Source organism: Blautia ammoniilytica (genome assembly GCF_025566965.1).
Taxonomy (GTDB): Bacteria; Bacillota; Clostridia; order Lachnospirales; family Lachnospiraceae; genus Blautia_A; species Blautia_A ammoniilytica.
Genome location: NZ_JAOQJL010000025.1, coordinates 16951 through 40012, shown reverse-complemented (window position 1 = coordinate 40012; position 23062 = coordinate 16951). Strand labels below are relative to the sequence as shown.

Here is a 23062-nt window from a genome sequence, read left to right as displayed (position 1 = left end):
GTTTTATGAGAAACAAAAGGAACGTTTCATGAAAAGTCATGATAAATTTCATGAAAAACAACTGAAAAGTTCTATGGAAAAAGGTTTACAGAAAAAGGCGGATATGCTATACTGTCTTTTGTGTGGGTACAGCCCATATTCAGAGGTTGGAAACTCCGACCGTCTCTTAATATGCGGCGTTTACCTGCAGGCTTACGGTAAGGATTTGCCGGAGCATCTATAATATTATTTTAAGGAGGAAATCAAAGATGATTTCAAAAGAAAAGAAAGCAGCGATCATGAAAGAGTATGCAAGAAGCGAAGGTGATACAGGTTCACCGGAGGTTCAGGTAGCTATCCTTACAGCAAGGATCCAGGAGCTTACCGAGCATCTTCAGAGCAACCACAAAGACCATCATTCAAGAAGAGGTCTTCTGAAAATGGTTGGACAGAGACGTGGTCTGTTAGCTTACTTAAAGAAAACAGATATCGCAAGATACCGTGCACTGATTGAAAAATTAGGTTTAAGAAAGTAATTAGTATGCGGAAGGGACGGATTTCCATCCGTCCCTGTTTTATGTACTAGGAAATTCCGTTGGAATTTCCTAGTACATAAAAAAGCCCTACCGGGCAGGATCGCACTGCGGCGGAAGGGTAGATGTCGCTTAAGGCGACCCGCCGCAGGCGGAGAATCCTGCTTTGCAGGATTCTTATGTTAAGGCAGCAGAAGTTATTCCGAGACTACTGAAAAGCCCAGTTGCATTGGCAGGCAAATGGTTTTTTCAGTTGTTTCGGGCTTCTGTGTCAGATCAAAGAAAATAAGAGAATTGAAAAGGAGAAAAAAGATGTACAAAAGTTATTCCATGGAATTAGCTGGAAGAACGCTTACTGTAGACATCGGACGTGTTGCAAAGCAGGCAAACGGTGCAGCCCTGATGCATTATGGCGATACCACTGTACTGGCAACAGCTACAGCATCAAAGGAGCCAAGAGAGGGAATTGACTTTTTCCCTTTAAGTGTAGAATATGAAGAGAAGATGTACGCTGTTGGGAAGATCCCGGGCGGATTCAACAAGAGAGAGGGAAAGGCCAGTGAGCATGCAATCCTTACTTCCCGTGTGATTGACCGTCCAATGCGTCCTCTGTTTCCTAAGGATTATAGAAATGATGTTACATTGGTAGATATGGTTATGTCTGTTGATCCGGAGTGCAATCCTGAGATCCCTGCAATGCTGGGCTCCTCCATTGCTACCTGTATTTCCGATATTCCATTTGACGGTCCATGTGCAACCACACAGGTTGGCCTGATTGATGGAGAGTTTATTATCAACCCTACTCTTGCACAGAAGGATATGTCTGACCTTCAGCTGACAGTTGCTTCCACAAGAGACAAGGTGATCATGATCGAGGCCGGAGCCAATGAGGTTCCCGAAGCAAAGATGATCGAAGCCATCTACAAGGCACATGAAGTCAATCAGGAGATCATCAAATTCATCGATAAGATCGTAGCAGAGTGTGGTAAAGAAAAGCATACGTATCAGTCCTGTGCAGTTCCGGAAGAGCTTTTTGCAGCCATCAAAGAGATCGTTCCTCCAGAAGAAATGGAAGTGGCAGTATTCTCTGATGACAAGCAGACAAGAGAGAACAATGTGGCACAGGTTACTGAGAAGCTGAAAGAGGCTTTTGCAGATAAAGAAGAATGGCTGGCTGTACTTGGCGAGGCTGTATACCAGTATCAGAAGAAGACTGTACGTAAGATGATCCTGAAAGACCACAAGCGTCCGGATGGACGTGCCATCAAGCAGATCCGTCCTCTGGCTGCAGAAGTGGATATTATCCCCAGAGTTCATGGTTCTGCCATGTTTACAAGAGGACAGACACAGATCTGTACAGTGACTACTTTGGCACCGCTTGCCGAGGCACAGAGACTGGACGGACTGGATGAGTTTGAAACATCCAAGAGATATATGCATCACTACAACTTCCCATCCTACTCTGTAGGCGAGACAAAGCCGTCCAGAGGACCGGGACGCCGTGAGATTGGTCATGGAGCACTGGCAGAGAGAGCTCTTGTACCAGTACTTCCAAGTGAAGAAGAGTTCCCATATGCAATCCGTACAGTGTCTGAGACTTTTGAGTCCAATGGTTCTACTTCTCAGGCAAGTATCTGTGCATCTACCATGTCTCTGGAAGCAGCCGGAGTACCAATCAAGAAACCGGTTGCAGGTATTTCCTGCGGTCTTGTTACCGGAGATACAGATGATGATTACATCGTACTGACCGATATCCAGGGTCTTGAGGATTTCTTTGGTGATATGGACTTTAAGGTAGCAGGTACCCATGATGGTATCACAGCTATCCAGATGGATATTAAGATCCATGGTCTTACCAGACAAATCGTAGAGGAAGCAATTGCACGTACCAAAGAGGCAAGAGAGTACATCCTTACAGAAGTGATCGAGAAATGTATCCCAGGTCCACGTCCAAGCGTTGGTGCTTATGCACCTAAGATCATCCAGATCCAGATCGATCCGCAGAAGATTGGTGATGTAGTTGGACAGCGTGGAAAGACCATCAATACGATTATTGAGCGTACAGGTGTTAAGATCGATATTACAGACGAAGGCGCAGTTTCCATTTGTGGTGTTGATGCCAAGAGTATGGAAGAAGCCAAGAAAATGATTGAGATCATTGCTACAGATTTTGAACAGGGTCAGATCTTTACCGGCCGTGTGATCAGTATTAAGGAGTTTGGTGCATTTGTTGAGTTTGCACCAGGCAAAGAGGGTATGGTTCATATTTCCAAGATCTGCAAGGAGCGCATCAACCGGGTAGAGGATGTACTTACACTTGGAGATAAGGTGACAGTGATCTGCCTTGGAAAAGACAAGATGGGAAGAATGAGCTTCAGCATCAAGGATGTTCCGGCAGAAGCAAGAAAATAAATTCCATTATTACAATAAGAGCAAAGGGCTGCTGCAGGATTGATGTGGCAGCTCTTTTTACAGGAGTTAGAATTATGAGAAGAATCGGAAAATTCCATAAAGTAAGCTTTGAAAGATTTGCCGGTGACTGGAAGGATTCATTTCCGGAAATGAAAGAGGAAGAAGTAAAGGCTGTATATGAGAATCTTTCTCTTCCCAGAAGAGCCACTGCAGGAAGTGCCGGGTATGATTTTTTTGCACCGGTAAGTTATACCATTAAGCCTGGTGAAACTGTGAAGATCCCTACTGGGATCCGTGTGGAAATGGAACAGGACTGGGTATTGAAATGTTATCCAAGAAGCGGTCTTGGATTTAAATACAGGCTGCAGCTGAATAATACAGTAGGGATCATTGACAGTGATTATTTCTATTCTGATAATGAGGGACATATTTTTGCAAAGCTGACCAATGATTCAAAGGAAGGGAAAATTGTGGAGATTGCTGCAGGCACAGGCTTCATGCAGGGAATCTTTGTAGAATACGGTATTACAGTAGATGATGATGTAACAGATGTGCGAAATGGCGGGTTTGGAAGTACCACAGGAAAATAAGGAAAACCTGGCAGACAAAAAAGAGGCCGGAGCCCCTGGAAGATTATTCCAGGGGAGCTCCGGCTTCTTCTGCATCCCGTGCATTCTGAAGGACAACATCAAAAGCAACGGCTGCTTTATTGTATTCTTCATCATCTTCAATATTTGCCAGCATTGGATCACCGGATTCTGTACGGGTGAAGGAGTAAAGATATACCTCTCCATCAGTATTCTGACCGTTCTCATCCAGAGGAAGAAGTGCAATGTATTCTTTTGCATCTACCGGGAAGATGGTCAGGATGGCACATTCTACTTCTGTATCATCCTCCATGGTGAGAGTGATGGTACGGTGGGAAGAAATGTCACTGCCGCCACAGCCGCCTGCACAGGAAGCGCAGTCGCTGGGGCTGCAGGAAGTACTGCCACTGCAGCCAAATTCTGTATCGCTCATAAAAATGAACCTCGCTTTTCTTTAATATGATACCTGTGGATCGCTTTATACTTTGCAAACCCACAGGTATCATTATACTAACAGATATGTAACCAGATTGCAATGACTGGTATTGTTTATTTGCTTAATGTATGACTGGTATTGTATATTTACTCAATATATCACTGGTATTCCTTATTTGCTTAACGCCCTGGAAGAGGAACGGGAGTAAATCAATTTCAGGAAAATAGGTGTGATTACGGAAGATACCAGGATCAGCAGGATCACAGCTGTGAAATACTTGGACTCGATCATACCAACCTGAAGGCCCTTTTGAGCAACAATCAGGGCAACCTCTCCACGAGTCATCATGCCTATTCCGATTTTGATAGAATCTTCGCCGCTAAAACCAAGTACCTTGGACATCAGTCCACAGCCTATAATCTTGGTGATCAGTCCTATTGCCACAAAAAGTACACAGAAAAGAAGAAGAGCAGGTGTCAGCTGATCAATGTTTGTTTTCAATCCAATGCTGGCAAAGAAAACAGGAGCGAATACCATGTATGAGCTTACATCTGCCTTGCGGGCAATGTATTCTGCATCATCAATGCTGCACAGGATAATACCTGCCACATAAGCACCGGTAATATCAGCGATGCCGAAATATTTTTCTGCAATATAGGCCATGGCAAAGGCAAGTACAAAGCCGAAAATAGGAAGTCTCCTTGTATGAGGATAACGCTTGTCCAGCCACTGGAAGAATTTGCAGATCAGAACACCCAGGATGAAGAAGATCAGGAAAAACAGCACAGTGGAAATGATCACCTTGGAAGGCTTGGAATTAGGATCTTTCATACCAATTACAAAGGTCAGTACAATGATCCCGATCACATCGTCAATGATCGCAGCACTCATAATGGTTGTTCCGGTTTCTGTTTTAAGATAGCCCAGCTCCTTCAAGGTGGCAACCGTAATACTTACAGAGGTGGCTGTCAGGATCACTCCGGTAAAGATCGCAGAGTAAAAACCGGAAGAACCGCCGGGAGCAAAACCATAATAGCAGCTATAAAGCAGATATCCGCCAAGAAGCGGGACCAGTACTCCTGAACAGGCGATCAGAAAGGCTTTCCAGCCTGTACGCATCAGATCCTTCAGACTGGTCTGAAGACCGGCAAAAAACATAAGCAGAACAACACCGATCTCGGCCAGACCGCTGATCAGATCTGTTTGCTGAACAAGACCAAGCATACAAGGACCAATCAGAAGTCCTGCAATGATCTCCCCTACAACCTGCGGTGCCTTCAGCTTTCCGGCAAGAAGACCGCACAATTTGGCAGAGATCAGGATAATGGCCAGATCTTTAAAAATCTCATAAGTTTCCATTCATAATTCCCCCTCATATAATAGGTATTTTAAGGTTCCTTTGTAACGGAACAATTATAGCATTGCTGTTTTAGGTATGCAAGCAAGAAAAGCTGTTTTTATCTGTCAAATTGTGTTATACTTATAACAGTATGCGAAAATGGATAAAAGCAATTGAAAACAGATTCGCAGCATCATATGGGCAGGTATCCTGCCTGGGTAAAGGAGCAAAGAATGAAACTTATTTCATGGAACGTAAACGGGATCAGAGCCTGCCTGACCAAAGGATTTGAGGAAAGTTTCAAGAAGCTGGACGGAGATGTTTTCTGTCTGCAGGAAACCAAGTGTCAGGAAGGACAAGTGAAAATAGAACTTCCGGGCTATCATCAGTATTGGAATTATGCCAATCGTAAAGGATATTCCGGCACAGCCATTTTTACAAAAAAGGAACCTCTTTCTGTTTTTTATGGAATGGGTATAGAAGAGCATGATAAAGAGGGGCGGATGATCACACTTGAATTTCCGGAAGCTTATATAGTTACTGTATATACACCCAATTCCCAGAGTGAACTTCGCCGTCTTACATACCGGCAGCAGTGGGAAGCAGATTTCCTTGTTTATCTGCAGAAACTTAAGGAGCAAAAGCCTGTGATCTGCTGTGGTGATATGAATGTGGCACACAAAGAGATCGATCTTAAGAATCCTAAGAATAATCGCATGAATCCAGGATTTACTGATGAAGAGAGAGCTTGCTTTTCAAAATTACTGGATCATGGCTTTACAGATACTTTTCGGTATTTTTATCCGGAACAGGAAGGGATTTATTCCTGGTGGTCCTACAGATTTAAGGCCAGGGAGAAAAATGCAGGATGGAGGATCGACTACTTTCTTACCTCTTCTTCATTAGAAGATAGATTAAAAGATGCAAAGATCCATACAGAGATCATGGGATCTGATCATTGTCCGGTGGAATTGGAGATCGATCTTTGATATAGCCTCCGGCAGGATTGCAGAGGTGCGCAGGAGAAGTATGTCATGCAATTGCATGACGCGCACCTCGCAGCAAGAATGCCGAGGCATTCTTGAATAAAAAGTAGGAGGGCAGCATATGCAGTCTATGAATAACACCAGAATTAAACCGGGATATCCACAGGTCCTTGGGGCGTACAAGCTGGAGGGCGGATACAATTTTGCAGTTGAAGCTCCTGAGGATGCCCAGGTTTCCCTGCTCTTATATAAACGAAATCAGCTTGCACCAGTTGAGGAGATTCCTATGGGCCGGGAATACCAAACAGGCAGAGTTTTTGCCATCCGTCTTACAGATAAAAGCGTTGCCAGCTGCCAGTACAATTTTCTGATCAACGGAAGCGTGGTTCAGGATCCCTGTGCCTGCCGTCTGACAGGCAGGAGGAAATTTGGAAGTCCGTATACTGAGGATCCTCATGCAGTACGGTGTGAGCTTCTTAAAGATACTCCATATGACTGGGAAGGAGATGAAGGGATCCAGAGAGAATATAAGGATATGATCCTTTACAAGCTTCACGTAAGAGGCTATACAAAGGCTGCCGGAAGTACCATAAAGAAAAAAGGTACATTTCAGGGGCTGACAGAGATGATCCCTTATTGGAAGGATTTAGGGATCAATACCATTGAATTGATGCCTGCCTATGAATTTCAGGAAGTGGCCGATAAAAAGGAACAGGAAGGGATGATCACCAGCCGAAGGAAAAAGGACGAAGTGAATTTCTGGGGATATATTCCTGGAAGTTACTTTGCCCCAAAGGAAGCCTACTGCGCCGGCAGAGATCCGGTACAGGAGTTTAAGGATATGGTCAAAGCACTTCATAAGGCTGGAATCGGCTGCATTATGGAAATGTTCTTCCCTAGGGATATCAGTCCACTGATTCCCTTACGTGCCCTTCAGTTCTGGAAAGAATATTACCATGTAGACGGTTTTCATCTTCTGGGAGATGGAGTTCCGTTGGAACTGCTTCTTCGGGATGGCCTTCTTGCCGGCACAATGATCATGACCCAGGGATACGATATGAATGAATTTTACAGAGGACGGAAATTTGTACACCGTAGCTTTGCTGAATACAATCCGGGATTTCTTCAGGATATGCGGCGCTTTCTGAAAAGTGACGAGGATATGGTTTCAGCAGCCAGATACCGCCTCTCCAGAAATCCGGACACTTACGGTGTGATCAATTATATGGCCAGCCAGGATGGATTTACCATGAATGATATGGTATCTTATAATTACAGACACAATGAAGCCAATGCAGAGGATAATTCGGACGGTTGCGCTTATAATTATTCCTGGAATTGTGGTATGGAAGGTCCAAGCAGGAAGACAGCCATCCGGCAGCTTCGGGAACGGCAGATCCGTAATGCATTTGCCATGGTACTTCTTGCACAGGGGACGCCTATGATCTACGGTGGAGATGAGATCTGTAATTCCCAGGAAGGAAATAACAATGCCTATTGTCAGGATAACAGCATTGGCTGGGTAGACTGGAAAGGCCAAAAGAGAAATCAGGGGATCCATACGTTTGTAAAGAAGCTGATCCGTTTTCGGATGGAGCATCCCATCCTTCACGGGGCAACGCAGCTAAGAGAGTCAGATTATCTGGCAATGGGGCTTCCAGATATGTCCTTCCACGGCGAACGTGCCTGGTTTTGCAGCTCAGAGAATACCAGCCGCATGCTGGGCATTCTGTACTGCGGTGCATATGCAGGAGATCAAACAGCCGATGAGAATATTTACATTGGATATAATTTCTACTGGGAAAAGCGTTCTTTGGCATTACCGGATCTGCCGGATACCATGCAATGGAAAAAGGTGCTTGATACCTGGGATCTGACCGGAGACGGCTTCTATGAGAAAGAGAATGCCAGGGAGTATACCAAGTCTGTGGAGATCCAGCCAAGGAGCATTGTAGTGCTTCTTGGAGAACGGCTTCCTGTTCCCAGCAAAAGAAAAAAGAAAATACGTGATACAAAAAATGCAGGGCAGGAGGTAAAACATGCATCCGTGGCTTCACTTCAAAACAATCACAAAGCATAAACTGATGGTAATGGGTTATTGCTTTCGTATCGGACTATATAAGCAGGGCCTTCTTCATGATCTTTCCAAGTATTCGCCTGCGGAATTTCTTGTAGGATGCAGGTATTATCAGGGAGACCGTAGCCCTAACAATGCAGAAAGGGAGGCCACCGGAGTTTCCACAGCATGGCTTCACCATAAGGGAAGGAATAAACATCATTATGAGCATTGGGTAGATTATTCCCTTGATGATTCACATGTGATCATGGGTGCGCCTATGCCCAGAAAATATATTGCGGAGATGGTGATGGACAGGATCAGTGCATCCAGAACCTATATGGGAGATGCTTATACCTGTCAGGCTCCATTACAGTATTATCTGAAAAGCAAAAATAAATTATGGTTTGTACATCCAAAGACCAAAAGAGATCTGGAAGCGCTTCTTCGGATCCTTAGTGACCATGGGGAAGAAAAAGCGCTTCATTATATTAAAAATGTATATCTTCGTAAATAACAAACTTACAAAAAGGGGGCTTTTTAAATGAAGAAATATGATTATCTGATCGTTGGAGCAGGTTTGTTTGGGGCTGTGTTTGCACATGAAGCGGCTCAAAAAGGGAAAACTTGTCTTGTGATCGATAAAAGAGATCATATTGGCGGAAATATTTATACAGAAGAAGTAGAAGGGATCCAGGTACACAGATACGGAGCCCATATTTTCCATACATCAAAGAAGAATGTGTGGGAATACGTGAACCAGTTTGCAGACTTTAATCATTTTGTAAATTCTCCGGTAGCTATCTACAAGGATGAGCTTTACAACCTGCCCTTTAACATGAACACCTTCCATCAGCTGTGGGGAGTAAAGACTCCGGCAGAGGCAAAGGCAAAGATCCAGGAGCAGATCAGCCGTATGCATATCACCCATCCCAAAAACCTTGAAGAGCAGGCTCTTGCTTTGGTTGGACAGGATGTATACGAAAAACTGGTAGAGGGCTATACCAGAAAGCAGTGGGGCAGAGAGTGTAAGGATCTTCCGGCATTTATTATCAAACGTTTGCCGCTCCGCTACATTTATGATAACAATTACTTTAAAGATCCTTATCAGGGGATTCCAGTGGGTGGATATACCAAGATTATTAAGAAACTTCTGGAAGGAGTGCAGGTGTGCCTGAAAACGGACTTTTTTGCCAATCGTCAGGAGCTGTCTGCACAGGCTGACAAGATCCTGTTTACAGGAATGATCGATGAATTTTATGATTACTGCTATGGGGAACTGGAGTACCGTTCACTTCGCTTTGAAACTGAGGTTCTGGATATGGGCAATTACCAGGGCAATGCAGTTGTGAATTACACAGATTATCAGGTGCCTTATACCAGGATCATTGAACATAAGCATTTTGAGTTTGGCACACAGCCTAAGACTGTGATCACCAGAGAATATCCGGCAGCATGGGAAAAGGGCAAAGAGCCTTATTATCCTATCAACGACATGAAGAACAGTGAACTGTTTGACAAATATGAGCGCAGAGCCTTAGAAGAGAAAAATGTACTGTTCGGCGGACGTCTGGGTATGTATCGTTATATGGATATGGATAAAGTAATCGAAGAAGCCCTGAATATGGCAGAGACAGAACTGACCTATGAAGAACAGTGACCTGCCGCCAATCGTAACAACAGAAAGAGAAAACCAGGAGGATATTGAATTTATGGATACACCTATTATTACACAGTATTATAAGGAACATGACCCCATGAAAAGAAAAGAGCTGCTGGAGCAGTCCATTGCAGCAGGAGAGTGTCCCGAGGAGAATCAGATCCGTAAGGAACTGTGGGAGATCCGTTATGCAGAGCCATCCAAAGTAGACAAGGAGAATCGTGCAGACGGTTTCCTTTCACTGTGGATGGTCATGGAATTCAATAAAGAAGCAGGTAAGAAGCTGTTTGGATTTAAAGGTGCACAAAAAGAGATCAATAAGCATTTACGCCGCCTTCAGTTTGATCAGCTGAGAAATAAAGGAGAACTGTATGAGGAGATTCTGTACAGAGAATGCTGTCATCTTGTACAGATGTATGTGGATCTTTGCCAGACAGACAGATCCTACAATACCACTCTTTGCGGGATCGTAAGCATTAGCAAGGACAAAGCAAAGCAGAAGATCCAGAAGGATATTTATGAAACAGCCATTCATCTCCCAATGTCCATCAAAATGGAAGAAGAACTTAGTCTTATCACCAGAGCTGCCCGTGAGGTGTATGAACTCTACTTTCCCGGAGAGGGAGGCATCTGATTATTAACATGAGGGAGTTTACAGATTGGATAAAGGGAAGATGGGGCAAGGCTGTTAAAAAAACGGCAGCAGCAGTTTGTGCGCTTTGTCTTTGCATGCCCCAGACTGTATACGGCAGACCTGCAGTTTCATCAGGGAACAGCATACAGATCAAGGATATTCCGCCTGCAGTTTCAGACAGCAAAAATACAAATAAAGTATCTTTTTACAGAAAAAACGGCACACTATATAAAACAGTATCCGTAGATAAGGAAGGTTATATTACCCTGCCTGGGATAAAGAATACATCTGCCTGCACATTTATGGGCTGGTCGGACAAACCGGGGCAGACGAAAGCACCAAAATATGAAACTGGTCAGAGGATACGGATTAATAGAAATCAGAAGCTTTATGCAGTGATGTTCAGAAGAAACAGGGAGCCGGATCTGAAAGAAAATCAGCTGGAGAAAGTAAACCTGTCCAAATACCGTAAGGTGATTTTTGTAGGGGATTCCAGAACACGGGGCATGGAGAAAACCTTTCTGGTTGATTTTGGAAAGGTGCCTAAGGGCGTATCCATGATCGCAAGAGGAGGACAGGGGTTATACTGGCTGAAGCAGACTGCAGTGCAAAGATTGTTTGCGGAGGTTCGCTGCCCTGCTTCAGAGAAACGGCCTGCAGCTGTAATATTTAACCTTGGTGCAAATGACCTGTCCTACTGTAACGCATACATTACCTATATGAATCAACTGGCAGAAAAGCTGAAAGCAAGAGGATGTAAGCTTTTTTACATGTCTGTGAATCCAATGAATAATGCTATGCGAAGATCAGTATATAAAAACGAGACCAAGATCCGGGACTTTAATAACAGACTGAAAGCCGGACTTAGTGACAGCTTTACTTATATTGATACATACCGCTTTCTGATGCGTACAGGCTACAGTACTTTAGGCGGTGTGGGAAAGACTGTACGGTATGATGACGGTCTTCACTATGATAGTACTACCTATAAGCGTATTTATAATCAGTGCATAAAAAAGATCAATGGTAAATAACTGGAGGCATTTATGGATAAAGAAAAATTAACAGCCTACAAACTGATCAGGGAAGAGGATCTGACAGATATTCATTCTAAAGGATATATTCTTTCCCACAGGAAAACAGGGGCAAGGGTAATGCTGATTGAAAATGATGATGAGAACAAGGTTTTCTCCATTGCATTCCGCACTACACCCAAAGACAGCACTGGAGTTCCTCACATTCTGGAGCACAGCGTGCTGTGCGGGTCTAAGGAGTTTCCGTTAAAGGATCCATTTGTGGAACTTGTAAAAGGTTCCCTGAATACATTTTTAAATGCAATGACATATCCGGACAAAACCTGTTATCCGGTAGCCAGCTGTAATGATCAGGATTTCCAGAATCTGATGCATGTATATCTGGATGCTGTATTTTTTCCAAATATATATCAAAAAGAAGAGATTTTCCGCCAGGAAGGCTGGAACTACCATTTGGAAAAGCCGGAAGGACCGCTGACCTATAATGGAGTTGTTTATAATGAGATGAAAGGAGCTTTCTCTTCACCGGATGATGTACTGGAAAGGGAGATCATGAATACTCTTTTCCCGGATACTACTTATGGGGTAGAATCAGGCGGTGACCCGGAGTATATCCCGGATCTGACTTATGAACAGTTCCTTCAGTTTCACCGAACCTATTACCACCCTTCCAACAGCTATATTTACTTGTATGGCAATATGGATATGGCAGAAAAGCTGGAATTTATTGACAAACATTATCTGTCAGGGTTTGAAGCACTGGATGTGGATTCCCACATTGCTCCCCAACCTGCATTTAAAGCCTGCAGGGATACTGTGAAGGAATATCCTGTGGCAGAGAATGAAGGAGAAGAGGACAACTCTTATCTTTCTTACAATATGGTTGTGGGAGATACTACTGATAATGTGAAATGCCTGGCATTTGAGGTGCTGGATTATGCCCTTTTAAGTGCACCGGGGGCACCTTTGAAAAAAGCCCTTCTGGATGCAGGGATCGGTAAAGACATTTACGGTTCCTTTGAGGATGGGATTTTACAGCCATATTTTACAATTGTGGCAAAAGGATCCAATCTTGATAAAAAAGAGGAATTTGTAAGTCTGATCCGTCAGGTTTTAGGTGAGATCGTCCACAATGGTGTAGATAAAAAAGCAATCCTGGCAGGGATCAATTATATGGAGTTCCGATACAGAGAAGCAGACTTTGGTTCTTATCCCAAGGGGCTGATGTACGGACTGGACATTATGGGTGACTGGCTGTATGGTGATGAAAAGCCCTTTGCACAGGTTCAGCAGCTGGCTGTTTTTGAGCAGTTGAAAAAATCTGTAGATGAGGGATATTTTGAACAGCTGATCCGCGACTGCCTGCTTGAGAATCCTCATGGGGCTGTGCTTTGTCTTGTTCCCAAAAAAGGGCTGGCAGCAAAGCGTGAAAAAGAACTGGCAGATAAGCTGGAGAACTACCGCAAGAGTCTGTCAGAAAAAGAACTGGCTGAAATGGTTAAAAGGACACAGGAACTGGAAGCCTATCAGGAAGCTGAGGAGGATCCGGCTTTTCTGGAGTGTATCCCTATGTTGAAACGGACAGACATTAAAAGGGAAGCTGCAAAGCTGACCAACGATCCCCAGCAGGTGGATGGAAGTCTGTTCCTTTACCATGATGTGTGTACTAATGGCATCGGATATACAGATCTGATGTTCCAGGTACAGGATATGGAAATAGAAAAGATCCATTATCTTGGATTGTTAAAGTCTGTGCTTGGATTGGTAGATACAGAGAATTATACCTACGGTGCATTGTTTAATGAGATCAATGAAAACACAGGCGGGATCATGTGCGGTGTGGAAGTTTTTGATGATGCAAAGGATCCTCAGAAATTCACAGCGATGTTTTCAGTAAGAGGTAAAGCTCTTTATCCTAAGTATGAATTTCTGTTTTCTATGATCCGTGAGATTTTGTGTACTTCAAAGCTTACAGATACAAAGCGGCTCTATGAGATCATTGCCCAGATCAAATCCAGAGCACAGGCATCTCTTGTATCAGCAGGACATCAGACAGCTGTGCTTAGAGGTTCATCCTATGGATCCCGGATGGCTGCATTTCAGGATGAAATGGCAGGAATCGGTTATTATCACTTTATCGAAAATCTGGAAAAGGATTTTGAAGCAAAGAAAGATGAGATCGTGCAGAACCTGCAGCTGGTGATGGGACAGATCCTTTGCCAGGAAAATATGAGCATTAGCTATACCGGTGAAAAAGAATCTGTGGAGATGGTAAAGACACAGTTTGTTTCCCTGAAAAAGCTTATGGCACATATGACTGAAACAGACGGAAAACAGCAGATCAGTTGTACAAAGAAAAACGAAGGCTTCAAAACAGCCGGTCAGGTACAGTATGTAGCCCAGACAGGTAATTTTGTGGAAAAGGGCTTTGCTTATACAGGTGCTCTGGATATTCTGAAAGTGGCATTAAGCTATGACTATCTCTGGATCAATCTTCGTGTAAAAGGCGGCGCATACGGCTGTATGAGCGGATTTAAGAGAAATGGAGAAAGCTTTTTTGTTTCTTACAGGGATCCTCATCTGGCACGTACTCTGGATGTATATAAAGGGGTTCCGGAATACATCCGTCATTTCAACTCAGATGAAAGAGAAATGACCAAATATATTATCGGTACCATCAGTGGCAAGGATGTGCCAAGGACTCCAATGATGCAGGGGGCGATTTCCAAAACAGCCTATTTTTCTCATGTTACAGAGGAAATGCTTCAGAGGGAGCGTGATCAGATCCTGGATGCAACCGTAGAAGACATCCACAATCTGGCACCTGTTGTGGAGGCTGTGCTGTCTGACGGCCAGATCTGCGTGGTAGGAAGCGAAAGCGAAGTAGAAAAGAACAGAGATCTTTTCATGGAAACAAAGTCACTGATCACCTGTTAGAGAGGAATACGTATTTTATGAATGAAAATTTTAAATCCGGTTTTGTGGCTATTATCGGAAGGCCGAATGTGGGAAAATCCACATTAATGAACCATCTGATCGGCCAGAAGATCGCTATTACTTCTAAAAAGCCCCAGACTACAAGAAACAGGATCCAGACCGTATATACCTGTGATCAGGGACAAATCGTATTCCTGGACACACCTGGTATCCATAAGGCCAAAAATAAACTGGGAGAGTATATGGTTGCTGTGGCAGAACGTACCCTGAAAGAGGTAGATGCCATTATGTGGCTGGTAGAACCCACCACCTTTATCGGGGCAGGCGAAAGGCATATTGCCGAGCAGCTTCAGCAGGTAGGGGTTCCGGTGATCCTGATTATCAATAAGATCGATACCGTCAAAAAAGAAGAGATCCTTCCTGCCATTGACACTTACCGCAAAATCTGTGATTTCGCAGAGATCATTCCCTGCTCTGCGCTTCGCGGACAGAATACAGAGGACATTATTGACAGTATTTTCAAGTATCTTCCCTATGGCCCCATGTTTTATGATGAGGATACTGTTACAGACCAGCCCCAGAGACAGATCGTAGCAGAGATCATCCGTGAAAAGGCTCTTCATGCTTTGGACGCAGAGATCCCACATGGGATCGCAGTGGCTATTGATAGGATGAAGGAACGTCCCGGGAAGAACCTGATGTATGATATTGAAGCAACCATTATATGTGAGCGGGAGTCCCATAAGGGGATCATTATCGGCAAAGGCGGCACCATGCTGAAGAAGATCGGCAGCAATGCCAGATATGAATTGGAACGGATGCTGGAAGCAAAGGTAAATCTGAAGCTTTGGGTAAAAGTAAAGAAAGACTGGCGCGACAGTGATTTTATGATCAAGAATTTTGGTTATGACAAGAAGGAAATCTGAAAATGAGTGATCTGATCACAGTACAGGGAGTCGTTCTGTCTGCAATGCCTGTAGGAGAATATGACAAACGGATCCTTCTTCTTACAAGGGAGCGGGGGAAGATTTCAGCTTTTGCAAAGGGAGCAAGGCGGCAGAACAGTCCGTTTATGGCAGCTGCCAATCCCTTCGTTTTTGGCAGCTTTACCCTTTATGAAGGGCGCAGCAGCTACAACCTGAACCAGGTATCAGTTACCCACCATTTTGTAGAGCTTGCAGGAGAGCAGCCGGGTATCTATTATGGTTACTATTTCCTGGAATTGGCTGATTATTTTGGACAGGAAGGCACAGATGAAAAAGAAATGATGAATCTTTTATATCTTTCTGTACGTGCGCTTTTGAATCCAAAGATTGATGACAGACTGGTGCGGTGCATATTTGAACTGCGTACTATGGCGGAACAGGGACTGATGCCGGAGGTTTTTTCCTGTGGCAGCTGCGGACGCAGAGCAGGAGAAATGAAAGAGCTTTTCTTTTCCCAGAGCCTTCACGGCATTGTCTGCCGGGAATGTGTGGACCAAAGGACAGCACCGGATGCCATCAGGATCTCCGGTGCTGCAGTATATGCCATGGAATTTATTGTAAGCCAGCCAATGAATAAGCTGTATACCTTTACTGTGAACGAACAGGTACTTAAGGAACTGGAGCGCTGCATCCATACATATGTTGAAAGAAATACAGACAGAAAGTTTAAAAGTCTTCAGGTCCTGGAAGTGATGAAATAATTTCAAGGTTGAAAAACCGAGGGGATGCTAGTATAATTAGGAACATCAGATGTAAGGTGACATGCGCATCTTGCAGCAGGAATGACAGCATTCCTGAATAAATAAAACCGCTGCTTGCAGGCGGAATATCATGAAGAGAAAATGAGGAGAACTGTTATGGAAAAAACAATGGACAAGATCGTAGCATTGGCAAAAGCCAGAGGCTTCGTATATCCCGGTTCAGAGATTTATGGTGGTCTGGCGAATACATGGGACTACGGCAATCTGGGTGTGGAATTAAAGAATAACGTAAAGCGTGCCTGGTGGCAGAAATTTGTTCAGGAGTCTCCTTATAATGTAGGCGTTGACTGTGCCATCCTTATGAACCCTCAGACATGGATCGCTTCCGGACATCTGGGAGGATTTTCTGATCCTCTGATGGATTGTAAAGAGTGCCATGAGCGTTTCCGCGCAGATAAGCTGATCGAGGATTTCTGTGCAGAGAAAGGCTTGGAGATCGAAGGCGGATCCGTTGACGGATGGTCCCAGGAGAAGATGATGGACTTTATCAAAGACCATTCCATTCCGTGTCCCACCTGTGGGAAGCACAACTTTACAGACATCCGTCAGTTTAACCTGATGTTCAAAACATTCCAGGGTGTTACAGAAGACGCTAAGAACACTGTATATTTAAGACCTGAGACTGCACAGGGTATTTTTGTTAACTTCAAGAATGTACAGAGAACTTCCAGAAAGAAGATTCCATTTGGTATTGCTCAGATCGGTAAATCCTTCCGTAATGAGATCACACCAGGTAACTTTACATTCCGTACCCGTGAGTTTGAGCAGATGGAGCTGGAGTTCTTCTGTGAGCCGGATACAGACCTGGAGTGGTTTGCATACTGGAAGAAGTTTTGTCTTGACTGGCTTAGTGCCCTTGGCCTTAAGGAGGATGAGGTACGTTACCGTGACCATTCACCGGAGGAGTTAAGCTTCTACAGCAAGGCTACCACAGACGTTGAGTTCCTGTTCCCGTTTGGATGGGGCGAGCTGTGGGGGATTGCAGACAGGACTGATTACGACCTGACACAGCACCAGAACGTATCCGGTCAGGATCTGAGTTATTTTGATGATGAGAAGAAGCAGAAATACATCCCATACGTGATCGAGCCATCACTTGGTGCTGACCGTATGGTACTGGCATTTCTGTGCAGCGCTTATGATGAGGAAGTTCTGGATGCAGAGAAGAATGATGTACGTACTGTGCTTCGTTTCCATCCGGCACTTGCACCTGTAAAGATTGGTGTACTTCCGCTTTCCAAGAAGCTGAATGATGGTGCTGAGGCTATTTATCACAGCCTTTCCAGGAAATATAACTGTGAGTATGATGACAGAGGAAATATTGGCAAGCGCTACAGAAGACAGGATGAGATCGGTACACCGTTCTGTGTCACTTACGACTTTGATTCTGAAACAGATGGCTGCGTAACCGTACGTGAGCGTGATTCCATGGAGCAGGTACGTATTAAGATCGATGAGCTGGATGCATATTTTGCAGATAAGTTCACTTTTGAGGTAGGTAAATAATCGGAGGTAAAAGGGTCTGCCTGTGAAAGGGCAGGCCCCTGTTTATTTTATGGAAAAAAGATGGGAAACACTGGATATCCTGAAATGTATATGTGCTTTTGGTGTGATCAGCATACATCGGGGATTTCCAGGAGACGCTGGGATGTATCTGAAGATCTTTTTCAGGTTTGCAGTTCCTGTGTTTTTTATGATCACAGGTTTTTTCTACAGTGATACCATAAGAAAAGGGAAACAAAAAAAACAGATCCTTAAGATCCTGAGGATAGGGATCCTGGCGAACCTGTTTTATTTTGTATGGGATCTTTTTGTTGTGTATTATTATGGCACAGGCAATATTCAGGGAAAGCTTCAGAAGCTTCTTACCCCTGAGAAGATCCGTGATCTGCTCATTACCAATGAATCTCCTTTTCGTTCCCATCTGTGGTATCTGGGTGCTATCCTGTATGTGCTGATCCTGGCAGCCTGGCTTGTAAAAAAAGAAAAACAGTATTGGATGCTGATCCTGACACCCTTTCTTCTTGCCGGGGATCTGATCTTTGGAAAGTATTCACTGCTTTTATGGAACCAGGAGATTGATTATATTTACGTAAGAAATTATCTGTTTGTAGGGATTCCTTATTTTGCCATTGGCTGGGCGTTAGGGATCCATAAAGAGAAAAAGCTGGAAAAAAGCCGCTGGTGGAAGGGACTTTTGTTTCTTGCAGGTGGGGCAGTATTTACCTGGACCAGTTTTTACGAAAGAAGATATCTGGAGTCTGTGCAGGCAAATGCACCACGGGAGCATTATATCAGTACTACGTTTCTTACTATGTGTGTATTTTGTGTGTTCCTTTGCTGGGCAGGCTTTTACAAAAGAAGGATTCTTACCGGATTTTTTGCATGGCTGGGCAGGAATTGTGCAACAATGATCTATATCCTTCATCCGGCTGTGATCACAGTGATGGATCTTTATCTGAAAGACGGTACAGATCCGTGGAGTATGGCATATAGCACATATGCACCTGTGCTGATATTTGCATGTACAGCTATTATTTCTATGATTTTATTTGGCGTAAAAAATATATTAATCAAAATCTTACAATAAAACATTGACTTCCTACACTTTGGTTGTTAAAATTTACTATTATAAACCAATGTAGAGGAGGAAATGTCACTATGGGGAAAAAAAGAAACATTATCGTAGGTCAGTCAGGAGGTCCTACTTCTGTTATTAACTCCAGTCTTGCAGGCGTATACAAGAATGCCATTGAGCGAGGCTTCAACAAAGTTTATGGTATGCTGCACGGGATCCAGGGACTTTTGGATGAACAGTACATTGATCTGTCCACGCAGATCCATTCCGAGATTGATATTGAACTGTTGAAGAGAACACCGTCTGCTTTTCTTGGGTCATGCAGGTACAAGCTGCCGGAGATCCATGAAGACAGAGATATTTATGAGAAGATTTTCAAGATCCTGAACAAGCTGGATATTGATGCATTTATCTACATTGGCGGTAATGATTCTATGGATACCATTAAGAAGCTTTCCGACTATGCCATCCTTACCGGCCAGACCCAGAAGTTCCTTGGGGTGCCTAAGACCATTGATAATGATCTGGCACTGACAGACCATACTCCTGGTTTTGGTAGTGCTGCCAAATATATTGGGGCATCCACAAAGGAAGTGATCCGGGATGCGGAAGGCCTTACCTATAAGAAAAATATGATCACTATTATGGAGATCATGGGCCGCAATGCAGGCTGGCTTACCGGTGCCACTGCTCTTGCTAAGACAGAAGAGTGTGAAGGTCCGGATCTGATCTATCTGCCAGAGGTTCCTTTTGATATTGACCGTTTTTTGGTAAAGGTAAAGGAACTGCTGAAAAAGAAATCCTCTATTGTGATCGCAGTATCTGAGGGTATCAAACTGGCAGATGGACGTTATGTATGCGAGCTTGGAAATGTAGGAGACTATGTAGATGCCTTCGGACATAAGCAGCTGCAGGGTACAGCTACTTATCTGGCCAATTTCCTGGCAGCAGAGTGTGGATGCAAGACCCGTGCAGTGGAGCTTTCTACTTTACAAAGAAGTGCATCCCATATGGCATCCAGGGTGGACATTGACGAAGCATTTATGGTAGGCGGCGCTGCGGTGAAAGCAGCAGATGAAGGAGATACAGGTAAGATGATCGTGATCGACCGTGTATCAGATGATCCTTACATGGCTGCCACAGGGATTTATGATGTGCACAGGATCGCCAATGAGGAGAAGCTGGTTCCAAGAAGCTGGATGAATAAGGATGCCACCAATGTTACCAAGGATTTCATTGATTATATCAAGCCTCTGATCCAGGGAGACTATCCTCCGATGATGGTAAACGGACTGCCCAGACACCTGGTATTAAATAAAAATGCAGGAAAAAAACGAAAATAGACAAAAAAGACTGGTAAAAATACAGACACAGCGAAAAATAGCCTTGACTATTGCCGGATAACTCTATAAAATAACTATGTGCGTATAAAAAACATATTTCATGTTGAAAGAACAATTTATTTAGGAGGAAAATGTAAAATGGCAAAATGGGTTTACATGTTTACAGAAGGTAACGCTGATATGAGAAACCTTCTGGGTGGTAAAGGTGCCAACCTTGCTGAAATGACAAACCTGGGTCTTCCTGTTCCGCAGGGCTTTACAATCACTACTGAGGCTTGCACACAGTATTATGAGGACGGCAGACAGATCAATGACGAGATCATGGCCCAGATCATGGAAGCAATCACCAAAATGGAAGGAATCACCGGCAAGAAATTTGGTGATAAAGAAAATCCTCTGCTTGTTTCCGTTCGTTCTGGCGCTAGAGCTTCTATGCCAGGTATGATGGATACTATCCTGAACCTTGGTTTAAACGAAGACGTTGTTGCTGTATTATCTGAGAAATCCAACAATCCACGTTGGGCATGGGACTGCTACAGAAGATTCATCCAGATGTATTCTGACGTAGTTATGGAAGTTGGTAAGAAATATTTTGAAGAGCTGATCGACAAAATGAAAGCTGAGAGAGGCGTTAAGCTTGACGTTGAGCTTACAGCTGACGACCTTAAAGAGCTTGCTATGCAGTTCAAAGCTGAATATAAAGAGAAAATCGGTGCTGATTTCCCATCTGATCCGAAGGAGCAGTTAGTTGGTGCAATCAAAGCCGTATTCCGTTCCTGGGACAACCCACGTGCAAACGTATATCGTCGTGACAACGATATCCCATATTCCTGGGGTACAGCTGTAAACGTACAGATGATGGCATTTGGTAACATGGGTGATGACTGTGGTACTGGTGTTGCATTTACAAGAGACCCAGCTACAGGAAACAAAGGTCTGTTTGGTGAGTTCCTTACCAATGCACAGGGCGAGGACGTTGTTGCTGGTGTTCGTACACCTATGCACATTGCTGAGATGGAGCAGAAGTTCCCTGAAGCATTCGCTAAATTTACAGAAGTTTGCCATACTCTGGAGACACACTACAGAGATATGCAGGATATGGAGTTCACTGTTGAGCATGGCCAGTTATACATGCTGCAGACACGTAATGGTAAGAGAACCGCTCAGGCTGCTCTGAAGATCGCTTGTGACCTTGTTGACGAGGGAATGAGATCTGAGGAAGAGGCAGTTGCAATGATCGATCCTCGTAACCTTGATACACTTCTTCATCCTCAGTTCGATGCTAAGGCTCTTAAAGCTGCTACACCGATGGGCAAAGGTCTTGGAGCTTCTCCTGGAGCTGCTTGCGGTAAGATCGTATTCACAGCTGATGATGCTGTTGAATGGGCTGAGAGAGGCGAGAAGGTTGTTCTTGTTCGTCTTGAGACATCTCCAGAGGATATCACAGGTATGAAATCTGCTCAGGGTATCCTGACAGTTCGTGGTGGTATGACATCTCATGCAGCAGTAGTTGCCCGTGGTATGGGTGAGTGCTGTGTATCCGGATGCGGTGATATCGCTATGGACGAAGCTAATAAGAAATTTACACTTGGCGGAAAAGAGTTCCATGAGGGAGACTTCATCTCCATCGATGGTACAACAGGTAACATCTATGACGGTATCATCCCGACTGTAGATGCTACAATCGCTGGTGAGTTCGGCCGTATCATGGCTTGGGCTGACAAATACAGAACTATGAAGGTTCGTACAAACGCAGATACTCCTGCTGACGCTAAGAAAGCAGTTGAGCTTGGTGCAGAAGGTATCGGTCTTTGCCGTACAGAGCATATGTTCTTCGGCGAGGGACGTATTGATGCATTCCGTGAGATGATCTGCTCCACAACAGCAGAGGAGAGAGAGAAAGCTCTTGCAAAGGTTCTGCCATATCAGCAGGATGACTTTGAAGGACTGTTCGAGGCTCTGGAAGGCAACCCGGTAACTATCCGTTTCCTGGATCCGCCGCTTCATGAGTTCGTTCCTACAGAGGAAGAGGATATTAAGAAGCTTGCTGAGGCACAGGGCAAGAGCGTTGAGGAGATCAAGACAATCATCGCTTCCCTTCACGAGTTCAACCCGATGATGGGTCATCGTGGATGCCGTCTTGCAGTTACCTATCCTGAGATCGCTAAGATGCAGACAACTGCAATCATCCGTGCAGCTATCAAAGTTAAGAAAGCACACGCTGATTGGGACATCTGCCCAGAGATCATGATCCCGCTTGTAGGTGATGTAAAAGAGCTTAAATATGTTAAGAAATTCGTTGTTGAGACAGCAGATGCTGAGATCGCAGCAGCAGGTGTTGATCTGAAGTACGAAGTTGGTACTATGATCGAGATCCCACGTGCAGCTATCACAGCTGACGCTATTGCAACAGAGGCAGACTTCTTCTGCTTCGGTACAAACGACCTTACTCAGATGACCTACGGATTCTCCCGTGATGATGCTGGTAAGTTCCTGAATGCTTACTATGACGCTAAGATCTTCGAGAACGATCCATTTGCAAAACTGGATCAGGTTGGCGTTGGCAAGCTGATGGAAACAGCTATCAAATTAGGAAAACCGGTTAATCCAAACCTTCATGTAGGTATCTGTGGCGAGCATGGTGGAGATCCGTCTTCTGTAGAGTTCTGCAACAAGATCGGTCTTGATTATGTTTCCTGCTCACCGTTCCGTGTACCGGTAGCTCGTCTGGCAGCAGCTCAGGCAGCAATCGCTGAGAAGAACGCATAATTTGATTTTTGTATAAAGCCTGGGTGTATGTC

Annotated in this window: 18 protein-coding genes; 16 read left to right on the top strand and 2 right to left on the bottom strand. The window is 44.2% G+C overall.

Features of this window, described 5'->3' with window-relative positions; genetic code table 11:
• Positions 1-248: 248 nt before the first annotated feature.
• The 3 genes from rpsO (at position 249) to OCV61_RS12345 (ending at position 3514) form a co-directional block, all read left to right on the top strand.
• The gene (gene rpsO / locus OCV61_RS12355) at positions 249-515 is read left to right on the top strand and encodes a 30S ribosomal protein S15 (RefSeq protein ID WP_158422042.1); all 267 of its coding nucleotides are present in this window, start codon (positions 249-251) and stop codon (positions 513-515) included.
• Between the two features lie 309 nt (positions 516-824).
• Positions 825-2924 carry a polyribonucleotide nucleotidyltransferase gene (locus OCV61_RS12350; RefSeq protein ID WP_158422041.1) on the top strand — a complete coding sequence of 700 codons (2100 nt, stop codon included), beginning with the start codon at positions 825-827 and terminating at the stop codon, positions 2922-2924.
• Between the two features lie 74 nt (positions 2925-2998).
• Positions 2999-3514: a dCTP deaminase/dUTPase family protein gene (locus OCV61_RS12345; RefSeq protein WP_158422040.1), complete on the top strand. Its 516-nt coding sequence runs from the start codon at positions 2999-3001 to the stop codon at positions 3512-3514.
• A gap of 43 nt (positions 3515-3557) precedes the next feature.
• Here OCV61_RS12345 and OCV61_RS12340 read toward each other — a convergent pair whose 3' ends face one another.
• Both OCV61_RS12340 and OCV61_RS12335 read right to left on the bottom strand, forming a co-directional pair.
• A complete protein-coding gene (locus OCV61_RS12340) occupies positions 3558-3944 on the bottom strand; it encodes a DUF1292 domain-containing protein (protein WP_158422039.1) in 387 nt (128 codons plus the stop codon).
• A gap of 174 nt (positions 3945-4118) precedes the next feature.
• Positions 4119-5306, bottom strand: coding sequence for a cation:proton antiporter (locus OCV61_RS12335; RefSeq protein WP_158422038.1), 1188 nt, complete (start codon positions 5304-5306; stop codon positions 4119-4121).
• A 213-nt stretch (positions 5307-5519) separates the two neighbouring features.
• On the opposite strand from OCV61_RS12335, the gene OCV61_RS12330 reads away from it, so the two are divergent.
• From OCV61_RS12330 to ppdK, 13 genes are all read left to right on the top strand, one after another.
• Complete coding sequence (locus tag OCV61_RS12330; protein ID WP_158422037.1) at positions 5520-6275, top strand: exodeoxyribonuclease III; 756 nt, start codon at positions 5520-5522, stop codon at positions 6273-6275.
• 118 nt (positions 6276-6393) lie between these two features.
• Positions 6394-8352, top strand: coding sequence for a Type II secretory pathway, pullulanase PulA and related glycosidase (locus OCV61_RS12325; protein WP_158422036.1), 1959 nt, complete (start codon positions 6394-6396; stop codon positions 8350-8352).
• On the top strand, positions 8312-8845 hold the full coding sequence (locus OCV61_RS12320) for a DUF5662 family protein (protein ID WP_158422035.1): 534 nt from the start codon (positions 8312-8314) through the stop codon (positions 8843-8845). Before OCV61_RS12325 ends, OCV61_RS12320 begins: the two co-directional genes overlap by 41 nt.
• Before the next feature lie 27 nt (positions 8846-8872).
• Positions 8873-9988: a UDP-galactopyranose mutase gene (glf, locus tag OCV61_RS12315; RefSeq protein WP_158422034.1), complete on the top strand. Its 1116-nt coding sequence runs from the start codon at positions 8873-8875 to the stop codon at positions 9986-9988.
• Entirely contained in the window at positions 9975-10622 is a 648-nt protein-coding gene (locus tag OCV61_RS12310) for a DUF6553 family protein (protein ID WP_262582927.1), read from the top strand. Before glf ends, OCV61_RS12310 begins: the two co-directional genes overlap by 14 nt.
• An 8-nt stretch (positions 10623-10630) precedes the next feature.
• Complete coding sequence (locus OCV61_RS12305) at positions 10631-11656, top strand: SGNH/GDSL hydrolase family protein (protein ID WP_158422033.1); 1026 nt, start codon at positions 10631-10633, stop codon at positions 11654-11656.
• 12 nt (positions 11657-11668) lie between these two features.
• Positions 11669-14593, top strand: a complete 2925-nt coding sequence (locus OCV61_RS12300; RefSeq protein WP_158422032.1) for an insulinase family protein — start codon at positions 11669-11671, stop codon at positions 14591-14593.
• Positions 14594-14610: 17 nt separating this feature from the next.
• Positions 14611-15519 (top strand): GTPase Era, encoded by a 909-nt coding sequence (gene era / locus OCV61_RS12295; protein WP_158422031.1) that lies wholly within the window; start codon positions 14611-14613, stop codon positions 15517-15519.
• Positions 15520-15521: 2 nt separating this feature from the next.
• Positions 15522-16280 (top strand): DNA repair protein RecO, encoded by a 759-nt coding sequence (gene recO / locus OCV61_RS12290; protein WP_158422030.1) that lies wholly within the window; start codon positions 15522-15524, stop codon positions 16278-16280.
• A gap of 156 nt (positions 16281-16436) precedes the next feature.
• The gene (locus OCV61_RS12285) at positions 16437-17846 is read left to right on the top strand and encodes a glycine--tRNA ligase (RefSeq protein ID WP_158422029.1); all 1410 of its coding nucleotides are present in this window, start codon (positions 16437-16439) and stop codon (positions 17844-17846) included.
• A 49-nt stretch (positions 17847-17895) separates the two neighbouring features.
• Entirely contained in the window at positions 17896-18930 is a 1035-nt protein-coding gene (locus OCV61_RS12280) for an acyltransferase (RefSeq protein WP_158422028.1), read from the top strand.
• A 71-nt stretch (positions 18931-19001) separates the two neighbouring features.
• A complete protein-coding gene (locus OCV61_RS12275; protein ID WP_158422027.1) occupies positions 19002-20261 on the top strand; it encodes a 6-phosphofructokinase in 1260 nt (419 codons plus the stop codon).
• Between the two features lie 138 nt (positions 20262-20399).
• A complete protein-coding gene (gene ppdK / locus OCV61_RS12270) occupies positions 20400-23030 on the top strand; it encodes a pyruvate, phosphate dikinase (protein ID WP_158422026.1) in 2631 nt (876 codons plus the stop codon).
• Positions 23031-23062 lie beyond the last annotated feature (32 nt).

What these genes read in the sequence shown, in the direction of transcription:
- rpsO (WP_158422042.1), top strand. Translation starts at nt 249, where the DNA reads ATGATTTCAAAAGAAAAGAAAGCAGCGATCATGAAAGAGTATGCAAGA.
- OCV61_RS12330 (WP_158422037.1), top strand. Translation starts at nt 5,520, where the DNA reads ATGAAACTTATTTCATGGAACGTAAACGGGATCAGAGCCTGCCTGACC.
- ppdK (WP_158422026.1), top strand. Translation starts at nt 20,400, where the DNA reads ATGGCAAAATGGGTTTACATGTTTACAGAAGGTAACGCTGATATGAGA.
- OCV61_RS12280 (WP_158422028.1), top strand. Translation starts at nt 17,896, where the DNA reads ATGGAAAAAAGATGGGAAACACTGGATATCCTGAAATGTATATGTGCT.
- OCV61_RS12285 (WP_158422029.1), top strand. Translation starts at nt 16,437, where the DNA reads ATGGAAAAAACAATGGACAAGATCGTAGCATTGGCAAAAGCCAGAGGC.
- OCV61_RS12305 (WP_158422033.1), top strand. Translation starts at nt 10,631, where the DNA reads ATGAGGGAGTTTACAGATTGGATAAAGGGAAGATGGGGCAAGGCTGTT.
- OCV61_RS12325 (WP_158422036.1), top strand. Translation starts at nt 6,394, where the DNA reads ATGCAGTCTATGAATAACACCAGAATTAAACCGGGATATCCACAGGTC.
- recO (WP_158422030.1), top strand. Translation starts at nt 15,522, where the DNA reads ATGAGTGATCTGATCACAGTACAGGGAGTCGTTCTGTCTGCAATGCCT.
- glf (WP_158422034.1), top strand. Translation starts at nt 8,873, where the DNA reads ATGAAGAAATATGATTATCTGATCGTTGGAGCAGGTTTGTTTGGGGCT.
- OCV61_RS12335 (WP_158422038.1), bottom strand. Translation starts at nt 5,306, where the DNA reads ATGGAAACTTATGAGATTTTTAAAGATCTGGCCATTATCCTGATCTCT.
- OCV61_RS12340 (WP_158422039.1), bottom strand. Translation starts at nt 3,944, where the DNA reads ATGAGCGATACAGAATTTGGCTGCAGTGGCAGTACTTCCTGCAGCCCC.
- OCV61_RS12310 (WP_262582927.1), top strand. Translation starts at nt 9,975, where the DNA reads ATGAAGAACAGTGACCTGCCGCCAATCGTAACAACAGAAAGAGAAAAC.
- OCV61_RS12300 (WP_158422032.1), top strand. Translation starts at nt 11,669, where the DNA reads ATGGATAAAGAAAAATTAACAGCCTACAAACTGATCAGGGAAGAGGAT.
- OCV61_RS12320 (WP_158422035.1), top strand. Translation starts at nt 8,312, where the DNA reads ATGCATCCGTGGCTTCACTTCAAAACAATCACAAAGCATAAACTGATG.
- OCV61_RS12350 (WP_158422041.1), top strand. Translation starts at nt 825, where the DNA reads ATGTACAAAAGTTATTCCATGGAATTAGCTGGAAGAACGCTTACTGTA.
- OCV61_RS12345 (WP_158422040.1), top strand. Translation starts at nt 2,999, where the DNA reads ATGAGAAGAATCGGAAAATTCCATAAAGTAAGCTTTGAAAGATTTGCC.
- era (WP_158422031.1), top strand. Translation starts at nt 14,611, where the DNA reads ATGAATGAAAATTTTAAATCCGGTTTTGTGGCTATTATCGGAAGGCCG.
- OCV61_RS12275 (WP_158422027.1), top strand. Translation starts at nt 19,002, where the DNA reads ATGGGGAAAAAAAGAAACATTATCGTAGGTCAGTCAGGAGGTCCTACT.